General features: G+C 67.2%; 16 protein-coding genes. 8 read left to right on the top strand and 8 right to left on the bottom strand.

Annotation, left to right across the window (positions count from 1 at the left end; genetic code table 11):
* Positions 1-2: 2 nt before the first annotated feature.
* From DID96_RS07315 to DID96_RS38210, 5 genes are all read left to right on the top strand, one after another.
* A complete protein-coding gene (locus tag DID96_RS07315) occupies positions 3-605 on the top strand; it encodes a bifunctional 2-polyprenyl-6-hydroxyphenol methylase/3-demethylubiquinol 3-O-methyltransferase UbiG (protein WP_124598697.1) in 603 nt (200 codons plus the stop codon).
* 46 nt (positions 606-651) lie between these two features.
* Positions 652-1,557, top strand: a complete 906-nt coding sequence (gene dapA, locus DID96_RS07310) for a 4-hydroxy-tetrahydrodipicolinate synthase (RefSeq protein WP_124598696.1) — start codon at positions 652-654, stop codon at positions 1,555-1,557.
* A gap of 105 nt (positions 1,558-1,662) precedes the next feature.
* The gene (gene bamC, locus DID96_RS07305; RefSeq protein ID WP_124598695.1) at positions 1,663-2,808 is read left to right on the top strand and encodes an outer membrane protein assembly factor BamC; all 1,146 of its coding nucleotides are present in this window, start codon (positions 1,663-1,665) and stop codon (positions 2,806-2,808) included.
* A 4-nt stretch (positions 2,809-2,812) separates the two neighbouring features.
* Positions 2,813-3,586, top strand: a complete 774-nt coding sequence (locus tag DID96_RS07300; protein WP_124598694.1) for an MBL fold metallo-hydrolase — start codon at positions 2,813-2,815, stop codon at positions 3,584-3,586.
* 120 nt (positions 3,587-3,706) lie between these two features.
* Positions 3,707-3,889, top strand: a complete 183-nt coding sequence (locus DID96_RS38210) for a hypothetical protein (protein ID WP_185732195.1) — start codon at positions 3,707-3,709, stop codon at positions 3,887-3,889.
* Between the two features lie 20 nt (positions 3,890-3,909).
* Here the strand turns inward: DID96_RS38210 and DID96_RS39510 are convergent, their stop codons facing one another.
* Both DID96_RS39510 and DID96_RS07285 read right to left on the bottom strand, forming a co-directional pair.
* Positions 3,910-4,155 carry a hypothetical protein gene (locus DID96_RS39510; RefSeq protein ID WP_011657350.1) on the bottom strand — a complete coding sequence of 82 codons (246 nt, stop codon included), beginning with the start codon at positions 4,153-4,155 and terminating at the stop codon, positions 3,910-3,912.
* 55 nt (positions 4,156-4,210) lie between these two features.
* A complete protein-coding gene (locus tag DID96_RS07285; RefSeq protein WP_124598692.1) occupies positions 4,211-5,434 on the bottom strand; it encodes a cupin domain-containing protein in 1,224 nt (407 codons plus the stop codon).
* Positions 5,435-5,466: 32 nt separating this feature from the next.
* Between DID96_RS07285 and DID96_RS07280 the strand changes: the two genes are divergently transcribed.
* A complete protein-coding gene (locus tag DID96_RS07280) occupies positions 5,467-6,009 on the top strand; it encodes a peptidylprolyl isomerase (protein ID WP_124598691.1) in 543 nt (180 codons plus the stop codon).
* Here the strand turns inward: DID96_RS07280 and DID96_RS07275 are convergent.
* The 3 genes from DID96_RS07275 to DID96_RS07265 all read right to left on the bottom strand — a co-directional run bounded on the left by DID96_RS07275 (position 5,989) and on the right by DID96_RS07265 (position 10,872).
* Complete coding sequence (locus tag DID96_RS07275) at positions 5,989-7,257, bottom strand: hypothetical protein (RefSeq protein ID WP_185732191.1); 1,269 nt, start codon at positions 7,255-7,257, stop codon at positions 5,989-5,991. The two genes, DID96_RS07280 and DID96_RS07275, sit on opposite strands and share 21 nt — an antisense overlap.
* Entirely contained in the window at positions 7,238-9,904 is a 2,667-nt protein-coding gene (gene mutS, locus DID96_RS07270) for a DNA mismatch repair protein MutS (protein ID WP_124598690.1), read from the bottom strand. The genes DID96_RS07275 and mutS overlap by 20 nt, the downstream gene beginning before the upstream one ends.
* Before the next feature lie 164 nt (positions 9,905-10,068).
* The gene (locus tag DID96_RS07265; RefSeq protein ID WP_124598689.1) at positions 10,069-10,872 is read right to left on the bottom strand and encodes an inositol monophosphatase family protein; all 804 of its coding nucleotides are present in this window, start codon (positions 10,870-10,872) and stop codon (positions 10,069-10,071) included.
* A 271-nt stretch (positions 10,873-11,143) separates the two neighbouring features.
* Here DID96_RS07265 and DID96_RS07260 point away from each other — a divergent pair, with 271 nt between their 5' ends.
* Positions 11,144-11,965 carry an RNA methyltransferase gene (locus DID96_RS07260; protein ID WP_124598768.1) on the top strand — a complete coding sequence of 274 codons (822 nt, stop codon included), beginning with the start codon at positions 11,144-11,146 and terminating at the stop codon, positions 11,963-11,965.
* A 166-nt stretch (positions 11,966-12,131) separates the two neighbouring features.
* Positions 12,132-12,905, top strand: coding sequence for a serine O-acetyltransferase (cysE, locus tag DID96_RS07255; RefSeq protein ID WP_124598688.1), 774 nt, complete (start codon positions 12,132-12,134; stop codon positions 12,903-12,905).
* Between the two features lie 34 nt (positions 12,906-12,939).
* Here cysE and DID96_RS07250 read toward each other — a convergent pair whose 3' ends face one another.
* The 3 genes from DID96_RS07250 to DID96_RS07240 form a co-directional block, all read right to left on the bottom strand.
* Positions 12,940-13,740: a UDP-2,3-diacylglucosamine diphosphatase gene (locus DID96_RS07250; protein ID WP_124598687.1), complete on the bottom strand. Its 801-nt coding sequence runs from the start codon at positions 13,738-13,740 to the stop codon at positions 12,940-12,942.
* A gap of 23 nt (positions 13,741-13,763) precedes the next feature.
* The gene (locus DID96_RS07245) at positions 13,764-14,255 is read right to left on the bottom strand and encodes a peptidylprolyl isomerase (protein WP_124598686.1); all 492 of its coding nucleotides are present in this window, start codon (positions 14,253-14,255) and stop codon (positions 13,764-13,766) included.
* An 87-nt stretch (positions 14,256-14,342) separates the two neighbouring features.
* Positions 14,343-14,918 carry a peptidylprolyl isomerase gene (locus DID96_RS07240; protein WP_124598685.1) on the bottom strand — a complete coding sequence of 192 codons (576 nt, stop codon included), beginning with the start codon at positions 14,916-14,918 and terminating at the stop codon, positions 14,343-14,345.
* Positions 14,919-14,947: the final 29 nt, after the last annotated feature.

Genomic DNA, 14,947 nt, shown 5'->3' with positions numbered 1-14,947 from the left:
CCATGCGCGAATCGCTGATCGCCGCGGCCGGCACGCATGCCGGACTTGCCGAACCGTCCCGCTGGGTGGCGAGCTGGTCGGCGCTCGTCCCGGCGGGCGGGGCGGTGCTGGATGTCGCCGCGGGCGGCGGCCGGCATGCGCGCTGGTTTGCGTCGCGCGCTCATCCGGTCGTCGCGCTGGAGCGCGATCCGGCCGCGCTCGCCGCGCTGCGCGCGATTCCGGGCGTGGACGCGCGCGACGCCGATCTCGAAGGCGCGCCGTGGCCGCTGCCGGCCGGCGAGCAGTTTGCGGCCGTGATCGTCACGAACTATCTGCATCGGCCGCTTTGGCCCCATCTGCTCGATGCGCTGGCGCCGGGCGGCGTGCTCGTGTACGAAACTTTCGCGCAAGGAAACGAAACGGTCGGCAAGCCGTCCAATCCCGCGTTCCTGCTCGCACCGGGCGAGCTGCTGGAGGCCGTGCGCGGCCGGCTGCGGGTGGTCGCTTACGAAGACGGCTTCGTCGCCGCGCCGCGCGCAGCATTCGTCCAGCGTATCTGCGCGGTGCGCGAGGGCGCGACCCTATTGGCGGAGACGGGTATTCCGCGTTACGAACTGCCCGGCTAATCCGCTACAATCTCAACGTTTACCGATTCCTAATCAATCGCGTTTCATGGCTAACGGCACTCAAGACGGCATTCAAATCCGCGGCAGCATCCCCGCGATCGTCACCCCGATGCTCGAAGACGGCAGTCTCGACCTGCCGGCGTTTCGCAAGCTGATCGACTGGCACATCGAAGAAGGCACCGATGCGCTGGTCGTAGTCGGTACGAGCGGGGAGTCGGCGACCCTCAACGTCGAAGAACACATCCTGATGATTCGCACCGCCGTCGAGCACGCGGCGAAGCGCATCCCGATCATCGCGGGCGCGGGCGGCAATTCGACCGCTGAGGCGATCGAGCTGACGAAGCACGCGAAAGCGGTCGGCGCGGACGCGACGCTGCAGGTCGTGCCGTACTACAACAAGCCGACCCAGGAAGGCATGTATCGTCACTTCAAGACGATCGCCGAAGCGGTCGACTTGCCGGTGATCCTGTACAACGTGCCGGGCCGCACGGTCGCGGACATGGCGAACGAGACGATGCTGCGTCTCGCGCAGGTGCCGGGCATCGCGGGCGTGAAGGAAGCGACCGGCAACATCGACCGTGCCGCGCACCTGATCAAGGCCGCGCCGAAGCACTTCGCGATCTACAGCGGCGACGATCCGACCGCGATCGCGCTGATGCTGCTCGGTGGCCACGGCAATATCTCGGTGACGGCGAACGTCGCGCCGCGCGCGATGAGCGAGCTGTGCCGCGCGGCACTCGCGGGCGACGTGAAGACGGCCCGCGAGCTGCACATGAAGCTGCTGTCGCTGCACAAGAACCTGTTCATCGAGGCCAATCCGATCCCGGTGAAGTGGGCGCTGCAGGTGATGGGCAAGATGCAGGGCGGCATCCGCCTGCCGCTCACGCCGCTCGACGAGCGTTGCCACGACGCGGTGCGCTCGGCACTCATCGAAGGCGGCATCCTCGCCTGATGTCGCGACGGCCGCGCCCGGCGGCCGTCATTCCCTGATCAACCCGCACCGGCCGGCCCGTCCGGCGCCGCTCGTGACGAGCGTTTTAGCAAGACGAAGGATTTCATGAAACGTTTCGCCTTTTCCCCTCGCGCCATCCAGGTTTCGGTGGTGGCGCTGGCGCTGGGCGCGCTCGCCGGCTGCGATACGCTGAACGACTACCTGGCCCCTGACAAGGTCAATTACAAGAACACCGGCTCGGCGCCGCCGCTGGCGGTGCCGAGCGATCTGAAGCCCGTGCCGACGAGCCAGCAGTTCGTTGCGCCGCCGTCGAACGCGGGGCTCGGCACGCTGCCGCCGCGGGCCCAGACGGCCGCCGGCACGGCGACCGACGGCGTGCCGTCCGCGCAGGATCCGTTCGGCATGCACATCGAGCGCGACGGCGACCATCGCTGGCTCGTCGTCGACGGCCGCACGCCGGAGCAGCTCTGGCCGCTCTTGAGGGAGTTCTGGCAGGACAACGGCTTCTCGCTGAAGACCGACGCGCCGTCGACGGGCATCATGACGACCGACTGGGCGGAAAACCGCGCGAACATTCCGGATGACTGGTTCCGCCGCACGATCGGCAGGGTTATCGATTTCGCTTACTCGTCGGGCACGCGCGACCAGTTCCGCACGCTCGTGAACCGCACGGCGAACGGCGACACCGACATCTCGATCACGCACAGCGCGATGGAAGAGATGATGGTCGGCCCGCAGGGCGGCACGTCGTCGCGCTGGGAGGAGCGTCCGCGCAACCCGGTGCTGGAAGCGGTGTTCCTGGCCAAGCTGATGCAGAAGTTCGGCCTGACCGAAGCGCAGGCGAAGCAGCTGCTGACCGATGCGCGCCCGGCCACGGCGCCGGCGCAGGTCAGCGGCGCGAGCGGTGGTGCGGCGACGCTGCAGCTCGCCGAGTCGTTCGACCGCGCGTGGTTGCGCGTCGGCCTCGCGCTCGACCGCACCAACTTCACCGTCGACAACCGCGATCGCGAAAAGGGCCTGTACTACGTGCGTTTCGCGAACTCGATGGAAGAGCTCAAGCGCGACGGCCTGTTCGGCAAGCTGTTCTACGGCGGCCCGACGGCGGCGAAGCCGGGCAAGGAATACGTCGTCAACGTGCGTGCGCAGAGCAACGGCGGCACGCAGGTCGCGGTGGTCGACGCGAACGGACAGGTCGACAACTCGTCGGACGCCCAGCGGATCATTTCGCTGCTCCACGCGCAGCTGAACTGAGCGCGTGCGATTCGCCAGTCTCGGAAGCGGCAGCGAGGGCAATGCGCTGGTCGTCGAAGCCGCGAGCGGCACGACCACGACCCGCGTGCTGCTCGACTGCGGCTTTTCGGCCAAGGAGGTCGAGCGCCGGCTCGGCCGCCTGAATCTCGGCGTCGACGATCTCGATGCGATCCTGATCACCCATGAACACAGCGACCATGTCGGCAGCGCATTGACGCTCGCCCGGCGCGCGTCGCTGCCGTTGTACATGAGCTGGGGCACCGCGCGCGCGGTCGGCGCGGACGAAGCGGATGTCGATCTCCGCGTGCTGTGGGGCGACGAGACGGCCCCGATTCGCGATCTGGCCGTGTTGCCCTATACGGTGCCGCACGACGCCAGGGAACCGCTCCAGTTCGTCTTCATGGACGGCTGCCACCGCCTCGGCGTGCTGACCGACGTCGGGACGTCCACGCCGCACATCACGGCCGTCCTGAGTGGCTGCGACGCGCTGGTGCTGGAATCCAACCACGATACCGCGATGCTGGCGAAGAGCCGCTATCCGCAGTCGCTGAAGGCGCGGATCGGCGGCAGCCATGGCCACTTGAGCAACGGCGCGGCCGCGGACATCCTCGCGTCGCTCGAGCGCAGCCGCCTGCGGCACCTCGTGGCGGCCCACCTGAGCCAGCAGAACAACCGGCCGGAGCTGGCCCGCGGCGCGCTGGCGGCCGTGCTGGGCACGGACGGAAGCGACGTGATCGTGGCCACGCAGGACGAGGGCTTCGACTGGCTGGGCTTGTGAGGGCCGTGGGCGGCCGTTTGGCCCGTCCCTGACGCTGAACGGCGCGACGAAGCACAACGACAGGCAACGAAACGCACAGACGTAAAAAAACCGGCCCGCAGGCCGGTTTTTTTTCAGCTGATGCTGAGGCTTACTGGCTTGCGCCCGAAGCCGGAGCAGCCGTCGCTGCCGAAGCAGCCGACGCCACAGCAGCAGCTGCGTCGCTCGCAGCAGCAGCCGTCGACGATGCAGCAGCCGTCGCGTCGCTCGCAGCACCAGCAACTGCCGAAGCAGCCGACGAAGCGGCAGCAGCAGCGTCGCTAGCAGCCGGCGATGCAGCTTGGTCAGCGCTCTTGTTGCAAGCAGCCAGTGCAACAGCAGCCAACAGGGAAGCTACGAGGAGGGATTTCTTCATGATCACGTCCTTTTATGGTTAAAGGTAAGCAACAGCGCGAAACAATACCGGTAATGTGCTCCAACACCGACCTGGGCCGCTGGTGGAGACGCACTTCTAGAGCGTGAATCTTCCCTACGGCTTGGGCGGAAATTATATGCACTTTCCTATCGACCGTCGACAAATGCGGGGTCAATACGTTGTCTTTCCCATACAAATTTTGATTCGCATGGGCGTACGGGCAGGTGACATTAATCCAGGATTCCGACCCGTATCCAGCCGGCACAATACCATTCGTGCAGCAAAGCTGTCATTGAGGGATCCCGGGATAGTGTTACAAACCGTTTCGCCTCCATCTGGCGCTGATTAGCCAGTTCGGGCAGCCATTTGGCAACCTGATCTAGCGGCCCTTCCTCGCCGTTGATGAAGTACGAGCGCGGGTTATACAACAATGCGGCGCGTCTGTCGAGATGTACGCCATGGCGGGCCGCCTGCTCGGCGAACTTCGTTTCGGAAAGCGCGCGCGCCGGCGGGTCGAATACGACGTTCGGCTTCGGTTCGCTGAGGTAGCAGCCGAGGAATTCGGCGACGTCCCGCTCGCGCCATTTGATGCCGTTGACGATCGCGGCGACCCGTTCGACCAGCGCCGGCGGCAGCTGCGCGGGCGCATCGACGGCGGGCTGCTTCGGATCGCGATACAGGTCGTCGCTGCGGGCGCCGCTGCGCACGCCGCCGCGCTCGGCGAGGTAGTACAGGAACTGGGCGCTCAATTCCCCGGCTGACGGGGCTCTGAAGCCGATCGAGCAGGTCATGCATTCGCCTTCGGCAACGCCGTCGTGCGCGATGTGCGGCGGCAGGTAGAGCATGTCGCCAGGCTCGAGCACCCACTCGTCGCTCGGCTCGAAGTGCTCGAGGATCTTGAGCGGCACGCCTGGCTGCAGCGACAGGTCCTGCTGGGCGCCGATGCGCCAGCGGCGCTTGCCCTCGACCTGCAGCAGGAAGACATCATACGAATCGAAGTGCGGGCCAACGCCGCCGCCGTGGGTCGCGTACGAGATCATCAGGTCGTCGAGGCGCGCGTCGGGGACGAAGCGGAAACGCTCGAGCAGCGCGCGGGCCGCGTCGACGTGCAGGTCGAGCCCCTGTACGAGCAGGGTCCATGCGTTGCGCGTGACGGGCGGCAGCGCATCGGCGTCGAACGGGCCGTGTGCCAGTTGCCACTTGTTACGAAAATGCGTGATCAGCCGCGACTCGGCGTCGTAGTCGCCGGCGAGCTCGAACAGTGCGTCGCGCGAAACCGGGGATTGGATACCAGGGATCGCCTGACGGATCAGCAGCGGTTTCTTTTGCCAGTAGCGGCGCATGAATTGCGCCGGAGTGAGTCCGCCGAGCAGCGGCGTGGGAAGATCGGGGGGCGGCGCGCCGAGCGCGGCGGCGGTGTCGTTCCGCGGTTCGGCTTGAGACCGTTTGCGCATCGTATAATGAGACTTGTATTTGGGAGAATTGGATGAAAATCGCAAAAAACACCGTCGTGTCGGTCACTTACAAGCTGTCGGATGCGCAAGGCAACCTGATCGAGGAAAGCGACGAGCCGATGGTCTATCTGCACGGCGGCTATGATGGCACGTTCCCCAAGATCGAGGAACAGCTCGATGGCCACGAGCCCGGATACCAGGCGCAGATTCAGCTCGAGCCGCAGGACGCGTTCGGTGACTACGACCCGGAACTCGTGAAGATCGAGCCGCGCGATCGTTTCCCGGAACCGCTGGAAGTTGGCATGCAGTTCGAAGGCACGCCGGAGGACGGCGACGAAGAAGTCGACTCGCTGATCTACACGGTGACCGACATCGCCGAAGACAAGGTCGTGCTCGACGGCAACCATCCGCTCGCCGGCATGGCGCTGCGTTTTTCGCTGACCGTGAAGGACGTTCGCGAAGCGACCGAGGACGAAATCGAACACGAGCACGCACACGGCGCGGAAGGGCTCGAGATCGTCGACGAGGATGAGGACGACGAAGACGGCGAACCGTCAGGGCGCACGCTGCACTGAGCTCGCTGGCAAGCTCGGCGCCAGGCCGGATGGCGGCGCCGGCGCCGATGAGCCGTACGGCGCCACGCTGTCGCCCGGCAGCGGCGGCGCGACCGATGACGAATCGGGCAGCGCCGGCAACGCCGGGATTTCCGGCATCTGCGGCACCGGGATGTCGCCGGGTGGGGCGGCCGGCAGTGCCGGCGGCACCGGCAGGTTTTTCGGCACATCCTGCAAACTGATGTTGAAGAGCGTCTGCCGGGCCGGCGAGACGCTGACCTTCACCCATTGATTCGCAGGCTGGCGCGGTCCGAATGCGACTCGCGTCACGTTCCCCACGAGTTCCCCGTTATCCGCACGCAGCGGACGGTCGATGACGAAGCCGTTCGCGAGCGGTTCGCCGCTCGCATGGATCACGAGTATCGGGCCGCGGTAAGCCGTCGCAGCCTTCACGAGCGTGCGTTTCAGCTCGCGAAAGCCGTCGCGTACGCGCGGCCGGTTGAAGCGCAGCCACGCAAACCGTTCTGCACGCTCGTAGCGGTCGAAGTGCGGATCGCCTTCAAAGATCACCACCATCGCGCGCGCGTCGCGCCGCTTCGCGTATTCGGCCGCATGATCGATCCAGAAGCCGTTCGCGATGATCCGGTCCTCGAATTCGCCGTTGCGGCCGCCGGCCGTCAGGAAATGATTGTTCGGTGCCGGTGCGTTGAGCGCGACGAACACGATGTCGTCGCGTATCCAGCGCGCATTCTCGCGGTATGGCCGAAAGCGTGCGACTTCGCTTTCGCGCGTGATCTGCAGCGCGCCCGGATCGGGCTGCGCCGCATCGGCGAGCAGCGTCTGACGCAGGTAGTCGAGGCGCTCGACCGGATCGTAGCCGCCGCCCGTCGCGGTGTTGCATGCGACCCAGTCGTCGTGTCCGGGAACGAACACGAGCGGCACGCGCGCCGCGTCGAGAATCGCGCCGCGTTGCATGTACAGCGTGTCCTGGCACGCTTCCTTCGGCCCCTTCAGATCGCCCGCATACACGACGAACGCGAGGTTGCGTTCGCGCGCCATCGCTTCGAGCATCCGCTGCGCGGCGGTTTCGTCGGCTGGTGAGCCGATCACGCCGGAGACGACCGCGAACGAATAGGGCGCGCCGGCGCGCTTGGCGGGCGCCGCCCGTGCGTCCGGCTGCGACATTGCGAGCGCCGCCGCGATCGCGAGCGCGAGCGCGCAACGCAGCCGCGGCGCGGACGACGTGCGCTTACGCGTGCCCGTCGGCATCGTGCGACTGGACGAGCGTGCGCAGTTCGTACAGCAGGTCGAGCGCTTCACGCGGTTTCAGGTCGTCGGGATCGATCTCGCGCAGCCGCTCGAGCGCCGGGTGCGGCGCGCTCGGCGGCGTGGGCGCATCGGCGCATTCGAGATCGTCGGCGGCGGGCTGCGCGCTGAACAGGTCGAGCTGTGGCGTGTGCTGCGCGGCCGATTGCTGCTCGAGATACGCGAGATGCTTGCGTGCCGCGCGGATCACCGGCGCCGGCACACCCGCGAGCTGCGCGACCTGCAGCCCGTAGCTCTGGTTTGCGGGGCCTTCGTTGACCGCATGCAGGAACACGATGCCGTGACCGTGCTCGACCGCCGACAGGTGGACGTTGGCCGCATGCGGGAATTCGGCCGGCAACTGCGTCAGTTCGAAATAGTGCGTCGCGAACAGCGTATAGGCGCCGTTGTGCGCGAGCAGGTGCCGTGCAATCGCCCACGCGAGCGCGAGGCCGTCGAACGTCGACGTGCCGCGGCCGATCTCGTCCATCAGCACGAGGCTTTGCGGGGTCGCGTCGTTGAGGATCGCCGCTGCCTCGGTCATCTCGACCATGAACGTCGAGCGGCCGCCAGCGAGATCGTCTGCTGCGCCGATCCGCGTGAAGATCCGGTCGATCGGGCCGAAACAGGCCGACCGGGCCGGCACGTAGCTGCCGACGTAGGCCATCAGCGCGATCAGCGCCGTCTGGCGCATGAACGTCGACTTACCGCCCATGTTCGGACCGGTGATCAGCAGCAGCTTGCGATCCGTGCCGAGCTTGCAGTCGTTCGCGATGAACTGCTCGACCTGCGCCTCGACGACCGGATGCCGTCCTTGCTCGATGTCGATGCCGATCTCGTCGGAAAACGTCGGGGCAACCCAGTCGAGCGCCCGCGCGCGCTCGGCGAACGCTGCGAGCAGGTCGAGTTCCGCGAGTGCGGACGCGACGCGCTGGCACTCGGGAATGAACGGCAGCAGCGCTTGCAGCACCGCGTCGTACAACGCGCGCTCGCGTGCCAGGGCGCGCTCCTGCGCGGACAGCGCCTTGTCCTCGAAGGTCTTCAGTTCCGGCGTGATGTAGCGCTCGGCGTTCTTCAGTGTCTGGCGGCGCCGGTAGTCGTCGGGCACCTTGTCGGTCTGCCCGCGCGTGACTTCGATATAGAAGCCATGCACCTTGTTGTACTCGACGCGCAGGTTCGCAATGCCGGTGCGGGCGCGCTCGCGCGCCTCGAGGTCGATCAGGAACTGCCCGCAGTTTTCCGAGATGTCGCGCAGCTCGTCGAGTTCCGCGTCGTAGCCGCGTGCGATCACGCCGCCGTCGCGCACCATCGCCGCGGGTTCGGGCGCGATCGCGCCCGTCAGCAGGTCGAGGCATTCGCCGGGCGGGACGAGCGCGGCGTCGAGGCGGGCGAGCGCATCCGCGTTGCCGACGATCGGCGCGATGCGCTCGCGCAGCGCCGGCAGGGCGGCGAACGTGTCGCGCAGGCTCGACAGGTCGCGCGGACGCGCGGACAGCAGCGCGAGACGCCCGGTGATCCGTTCGACGTCGGCGATCTGCCGCAGCGCGCTGCGCAGCGCGTCGACGCTCGCGTTCGCGGGCGCGTCGAGCAGTGCGCCGATCGCCTGCTGGCGCGACTGCGCGGCGACCGACGCGCGCGGCGGATGATGCAGCCAGTGGCGCAGCAGGCGGCTGCCCATCGTCGTGCAGCAGGTGTCGAGCAGCGAGCACAGCGTCGGCGATTCGGTGCCGCGCAGCGTCTCGGTCAGTTCGAGGTTGCGGCGTGTGGACGGATCGAGACCAATGTATTCGGTTTCGTTCTCGACTTTCAGGCTGCGCACGTGCCGCAGCTGCTGGCCCTGCGTGGCCGCAGCGTACAGCAGGAGCGCGCCGGCCGCGCCGCAGGCGCTCGTCAGCGAATGCGCGCCGAAACCGTCGAGGCTCGCGACATCGAGCTGGTCGCACAGGCGCTGGGTGCCCGACGCGATGTCGAAATGCCAGGCCGGCACGCGCTTGAGCGCGCCCGCGCCGACCAGCGCGGCATCGGTCGCGCCGTCGGCGGTCAGGACTTCGGCCGGACGGATGCGCTCGAGCGCGGCGCCGAGCTGGTCGGGTTCGATCTCGGCGAGGCGCAGCGCGCCACTCGCGAGGTTGAGCCACGCGAGGCCGACGTTGACCGCGACGCCGCGCTTGTTGTGGCCCGTGCACATCGCGAGAAGGTAGACGTCGTTCTTGTCGGACAGCAGTGCGGCGTCGGTCAGCGTGCCTGGTGTGACGACACGCACGACCTTGCGTTCGACCGGACCCTTCGACGTGGCCGGGTCGCCGATCTGCTCGCAGATCGCGGCCGACTCGCCCATCTTGACGAGCTTCGCGAGGTATTGCTCGACCGCGTGATGCGGTACGCCCGCCATCCTGATCGGGTTGCCGCCCGACGCGCCGCGCTGGGTGAGGGTCAGGTCGAGCAGGCGAGCGGCCTTCTCGGCGTCCTCGAAGAACAGCTCGTAGAAGTCGCCCATCCGGTAGAAGACAAGCGTGTCAGGATGGTCGGCCTTGATGCGCAGGTACTGCTGCATCATCGGCGTGTGCTGAGCGATCCCGGCGGAGAGTGCGTCGTCGGTCTGGATGGCCATCGTGCGAAAGGTTGCGTGTCCGAAAATTGGAGGTGAGTTTACCGCGTCGGTGGCGGACGGGGAGTCGGCCGGTCGGCCAATGTGACCATCCGCCGCCGGAAAAGGCAACGGCCCGGGCCGCGCTCAGGCGGACTCGGGCCGTTCGTGCGCTGCGCGCGGCGGCGTTATTCCGCGGCCGGGTGCACGCGGCTGTAGCGGTTCAGGATCGGAATCATCTGCGCGTAGACCTTCGGGTTCGCCGCGACGATCTCATGACGGTGCAGGAAGTCGGCGTCACCCGTGTAGTTGCCGACGAGGCCGCCCGCCTCGGTGATCAGCAGGCTGCCCGCGGCCATGTCCCACACGTTGATGCCCTGCTCGAAGAAGCCGTCGAGACGGCCCGCCGCGACGTTCGCGAGGTCGAGCGCCGCAGCGCCCGGACGGCGCAGGCCCGTGCAGGCCTGGGTCATTTCGGTGAACAGGCGCGCATACGCGTCGAGGCCGTCCTTCTCGCGGAACGGGAAGCCGGTGCCGATCAGCGACTCCGACAGGCGGTCGCGGCGGCCGACGCGGATGCGGCGGTCGTTCAGGTATGCGCCGCGGCCGCGCGTGGCCGTGAACAGGTCGTTCTTGTTGGGATCGTAGACGACGGCCTGTGTGACGACGCCCTTGTGCGCGAGCGCGATCGACACGCAGTAGTACGGGAAGCCGTGGATGAAGTTGGTCGTGCCGTCGAGCGGATCGATGATCCACTGGAATTCGGATTCATTGTCGGATGCACCCGATTCTTCCGCGAGGATGGCGTGATCGGGGTAGGCGGTCTTCAGCGTCTCGATGATCGCGTCTTCTGCGGCCTTGTCCACTTCGGTGACGAAGTCGTTATGCTGCTTCTTGCGGATCTCGATCAGGTCGAGATCGAGGGACGCGCGGTTGATGATCTGTCCGGCGCGGCGCGCAGCCTTGACAGCAATGTTGAGCATGGGATGCATGAGCCTGGATCCTGTAGCCGGCGGCGAGAGCCGCCACGAAAGTGGAACGACCCGCCCGGAACGGCGCGCACGGGCGAGATGAGACGCGAATTGACAAAGAGCGGGAACGACGCGCGCCGCTGCGGGCGCGCATAAGGGCATGATTTTACCCGACTTTCGGTGGTTTTAGGTGGCCCTGATGCGGGGAAACCCCACTGGCCGTCCGGACAGGTGGGTTTGCTCCCGCGTTGGCGATACCATACGGCCATTCTGGAAATCGAGTCGTATGGTATTGGAAACCTTGCAGAACACCGCTGCGTCGTCCGCGCCTGGCGCGGCGCAGTCGTCCGGGCCGCTGCGCGGCGGCTTTACGTCCACCCGTTTCGTGCTCGTCGAGCCGAGCCACCCCGGCAACGTCGGCGCAGCCGCGCGCGCGCTGAAGACCATGGGCTTCTCGCGGCTCGTGCTGGTCGCGCCGCGCGTGCCGCACGTGCAGAGCGATCCCGACGCAATCGCGATGGCGAGCGGCGCGGACGACGTGCTCGCGTCCGCGCATGTCGTGCCGACCCTCGGCGACGCGCTGTCCGGCGTCCACTGGTCGATCGCGCTGACCGCGCGCTCGCGCGAATACGGCCCGCCGCGGCTCGCGCCGCGGGCGGCCGCCGAGCAGGCTTGCCGGCAGGTCGGCGCCGGCGACATCGCGCTCGTGTTCGGCAACGAGCGCACGGGCCTGGCGAACGAGCACGTCGAGCAGTGCAGCGCGCTCGCGCACATTCCGGCGAACCCGGCCTACAGCTCGCTGAATCTGGCTCAGGCGGTGCAGGTGCTCGCCTACGAGCTGCGCATCGCGTTCCTCGACCACGCAAGCGCGCCCGAGCCGCAGGCGGAAGCCGGCACGCTCGCGCAAAGCGACGAGATCGAGCGAATGTACATGCACCTCGAGAACGCGCTGATCGCGCTCGATTTTCTCGACCCGCGCAACCCGAAGAAACTGATGCCGCGGCTGCGGCGCCTGTTCGCGCGCACGGGGCTGGAGCGCGAGGAAGTCAACATCCTGCGCGGGATCGCGAAGCACATCCTGCTGAAGTCGCGCACGCCGCACGGCGACGCGTAATGCTCGTCGGCGCGAATACCCGCGCCGGCTCCGGGGTGAACGCGCAGCGCTGTGCGGGCGTGCGCGACTCGACCTACAATCGCCAAACGTCATATACAAAGCAGCCGGCGCGATAAAGGCCGGCCATTGCCGGCGGTGCGCGCCGGCCCTTTCCCCGGATCAGATCATGTTCACGAGACTGCGCGAAGACGTTGCGACGATTCGCGAGCGGGATCCCGCCGCTCGCAGTGCCTGGGAAGTGCTGACCTGTTATCCGGGGCTGCATGCGCTCGTGCTGCATCGTTTCGCGCACGCATGCTGGCGCGCGAAGCGCTACTGGCTCGCGCGTTTCGCGTCGCAGGCCGGACGCTTCCTGACGGGTATCGAGATCCACCCGGGTGCGACGATCGGCCGGCGCGTGTTCATCGACCACGGGATGGGCGTCGTGATCGGCGAGACGGCGATCGTCGGCGACGACTGCACGATCTACCAGGGCGTGACGCTCGGCGGTACGTCGCTGACGCGCGGCGCGAAGCGTCACCCGACGCTCGAGGCCGGCGTGATCGTCGGCGCGGGTGCGAAAGTGCTCGGCGGCTTCACGGTCGGTGCGGGCGCAAAGATCGGTTCGAACGCGGTGGTCGTGAAGCCGGTGCCGGCAGGCGGCACGGCGGTCGGCAACCCGGCGCGCATCGTGATGCCCGCGCAGCCGAAGCCGCAACCGGAACGCGCGGCGTTCTGCGCGTACGGCATCACGCCGAACGCGGACGACCCGATGTCGCTCGCGATCCATGGGCTGATCGACCACGCGGCGAAGGAGAGCCGGCGCGTCGACGAGATCGTCGCGGCGCTCGAGCGGCTCGGCACGCATCTGGAAACGCTGCAGGGCGCCGATGCGGCGCGCCTGGATTTGCGCCGCCTGTCGGCGGTACTGGAAGGCAAGGCGGTCGAGCGCCAGCCCTGAGCCGGCGAATGGCGGGCCGCCGCGGTTGCGGCGGTCAGTCGAGCGGCAGCGCGTGGATCCCTTCCGCGTCGATGCGCAGGTAGCCGCCGCGCGGCTTGCCGTGGTCGAGATCCCAGTCGGGCAGCACCCAGCGCACGCCGCCCGGTTCGAGGTGGCGCGCGGGGCGGTGCGTATGGCCGTGAATCATCACGCTCGCACGGCTGGCACGGAACAGCGCGGCGACACCTGCGCGCGTGACGTCGTAGCGCGGATGCGGCGTGCGAGCCCGGCCGGCCTCGCTCTTCGAGCGCATCCGTTCGGCGATCGCGCGGCGCCAGCGGAACGGCCACGCGAGAAACAGCCATTGCGCGGCACGGTTGCGGGCGAAGCGCCGGAAGAACTGGTAACCGTGATCGGCCGTGCATTGCGCATCGCCATGCGCGAGCACGATGCGCTGGCCGAACGCCATGATCAGCGCGGGGTCGGGCAGCAGCATCGCGCCGGCCGCCTTCATGAAGCGCTTGCCGAGCAGGAAGTCGCGATTGCCGTGCATCACGTACAGCGCAATCCCGCGTTCGGAGAACGTATGCAGCAGCGCCGTCATGCGCGCGGCGAACGGATCGTCGTCGAGCACGTCGTCGCCGATCCAGTATTCGAACAGGTCGCCGAGGATGAACACCGAGTCGGCGCTGTCGGCGGTGTATTTCACGAAATGCTCGAACGCGGCGACCGTCTTCGGAATCGCGTCGCTCAAGTGCAGATCGGAGATGAACAAGAACGGGCGTGCGGCCTGCGCATATTCGCGCTCGCCTGGCACGCCCGCGGAGACGCTTCGCGGCGGAGTCTCCTGCAGCATCGAAGTGCCTCCGTATCCGATCGTCAGACGACGATGGCCTTCTCGATCACGACGTCGTCGGTCGGGACGTCCTGGTGGAAGCCGGCGTTGCCCGTCTTCACGGCCTTGATCTTGTCGACCACGTCCTGGCCTTCGACGACCTTGCCGAACACCGCGTAGCCCCAGCCTTGCGGCGTCGGCGACGAGTGGTTCAGGAAGTCGTTGTCGTTCACGTTGATGAAGAACTGGGCGGTTGCCGAGTGCGGATCGTTGGTGCGTGCCATCGCGATCGTGTAGTTGTCGTTCTTCAGGCCGTTGTTCGCCTCGTTGTCGATCGGCGCGTCGGTCGGCTTCTGCTTCAGGCCCGGCTCGAAGCCGCCGCCCTGGATCATGAAGCCGTTGATCACGCGATGGAACACCGTGCCGTCGTAGTGGCCTTTCTTCACGTAGTTCAGGAAGTTCTCGACCGTCTTCGGCGCTTTCGCGGCGTCGAGTTCGAGCTTGATCACGCCGTGGTTCGTATGCAGTTCAACCATGATGAATTCCTTCGATGGGACGGTTTAAATGGCACGCGGCCGGTCGTGCGACGCGGCCGCGTGAGGCGCCGGAACGATCCGGCCGGATTACTTCGAGACGATGCTCGCCGATTCGATCACGACGGCCTGTTCCGGCACGTCGCGCATCGGGCCGCGCGACGTCGTCGGCACGGCTTCGATCTTCTTCACGACATCCATCCCCGACACGACCTTGCCGAACACCGCGTAGCCGTTGCCGTCCGGGTTCGGATAGTCGAGACCGGCGTTGTCGACGGTGTTGATGAAGAACTGCGCGGTCGCCGAATTCGGGTCGCCCGTGCGCGCCATCGCGATCGTCCCCGTTACGTTCTTCAGACCATTGCGGCTCTCGAGCGCGATCGGCGCGCGCGTCGGCTTCTCGTCGAAGTTGGTCTTGTAGCCGCCGCCCTGGATCATGAAGCCCTTGATCACGCGATGGAAGATCGTGCCGTTGTACTGGCCTGCCTTCACGTAGTCGAGGAAGTTGGCGACCGTCTTCGGCGCTTTCTCCGGATACAGCTCGACACGGATGTCGCCCTGCGAGGTCTTCATCTGCACGACGGGGTGTGCGGTGGCCGTTTGCGCGAACGCGGGCGCGCTCGCGAGAAGGGCGGCGCCGCCAAGCGCCAGCAACAGACGTTTCATTGCGATCCTCTGGTTGGATGGAAGAAGTG

The sequence above is a fragment of the Burkholderia sp. Bp8963 genome, assembly GCF_003854275.1.
Lineage (GTDB): Bacteria > Pseudomonadota > Gammaproteobacteria > Burkholderiales > Burkholderiaceae > Burkholderia.
This window is presented reverse-complemented; position numbering and strand designations above follow the sequence as displayed.

What these genes read in the sequence shown, in the direction of transcription:
- DID96_RS07315 (WP_124598697.1), top strand. Translation starts at nt 3, where the DNA reads ATGCGCGAATCGCTGATCGCCGCGGCCGGCACGCATGCCGGACTTGCC.
- dapA (WP_124598696.1), top strand. Translation starts at nt 652, where the DNA reads ATGGCTAACGGCACTCAAGACGGCATTCAAATCCGCGGCAGCATCCCC.
- bamC (WP_124598695.1), top strand. Translation starts at nt 1,663, where the DNA reads ATGAAACGTTTCGCCTTTTCCCCTCGCGCCATCCAGGTTTCGGTGGTG.
- DID96_RS38210 (WP_185732195.1), top strand. Translation starts at nt 3,707, where the DNA reads ATGCTGAGGCTTACTGGCTTGCGCCCGAAGCCGGAGCAGCCGTCGCTG.
- DID96_RS07285 (WP_124598692.1), bottom strand. Translation starts at nt 5,434, where the DNA reads ATGCGCAAACGGTCTCAAGCCGAACCGCGGAACGACACCGCCGCCGCG.
- DID96_RS07280 (WP_124598691.1), top strand. Translation starts at nt 5,467, where the DNA reads ATGAAAATCGCAAAAAACACCGTCGTGTCGGTCACTTACAAGCTGTCG.
- DID96_RS07275 (WP_185732191.1), bottom strand. Translation starts at nt 7,257, where the DNA reads ATGCCGACGGGCACGCGTAAGCGCACGTCGTCCGCGCCGCGGCTGCGT.
- mutS (WP_124598690.1), bottom strand. Translation starts at nt 9,904, where the DNA reads ATGGCCATCCAGACCGACGACGCACTCTCCGCCGGGATCGCTCAGCAC.
- DID96_RS07265 (WP_124598689.1), bottom strand. Translation starts at nt 10,872, where the DNA reads ATGCATCCCATGCTCAACATTGCTGTCAAGGCTGCGCGCCGCGCCGGA.
- cysE (WP_124598688.1), top strand. Translation starts at nt 12,132, where the DNA reads ATGTTCACGAGACTGCGCGAAGACGTTGCGACGATTCGCGAGCGGGAT.
- DID96_RS07250 (WP_124598687.1), bottom strand. Translation starts at nt 13,740, where the DNA reads ATGCTGCAGGAGACTCCGCCGCGAAGCGTCTCCGCGGGCGTGCCAGGC.
- DID96_RS07245 (WP_124598686.1), bottom strand. Translation starts at nt 14,255, where the DNA reads ATGGTTGAACTGCATACGAACCACGGCGTGATCAAGCTCGAACTCGAC.
- DID96_RS07240 (WP_124598685.1), bottom strand. Translation starts at nt 14,918, where the DNA reads ATGAAACGTCTGTTGCTGGCGCTTGGCGGCGCCGCCCTTCTCGCGAGC.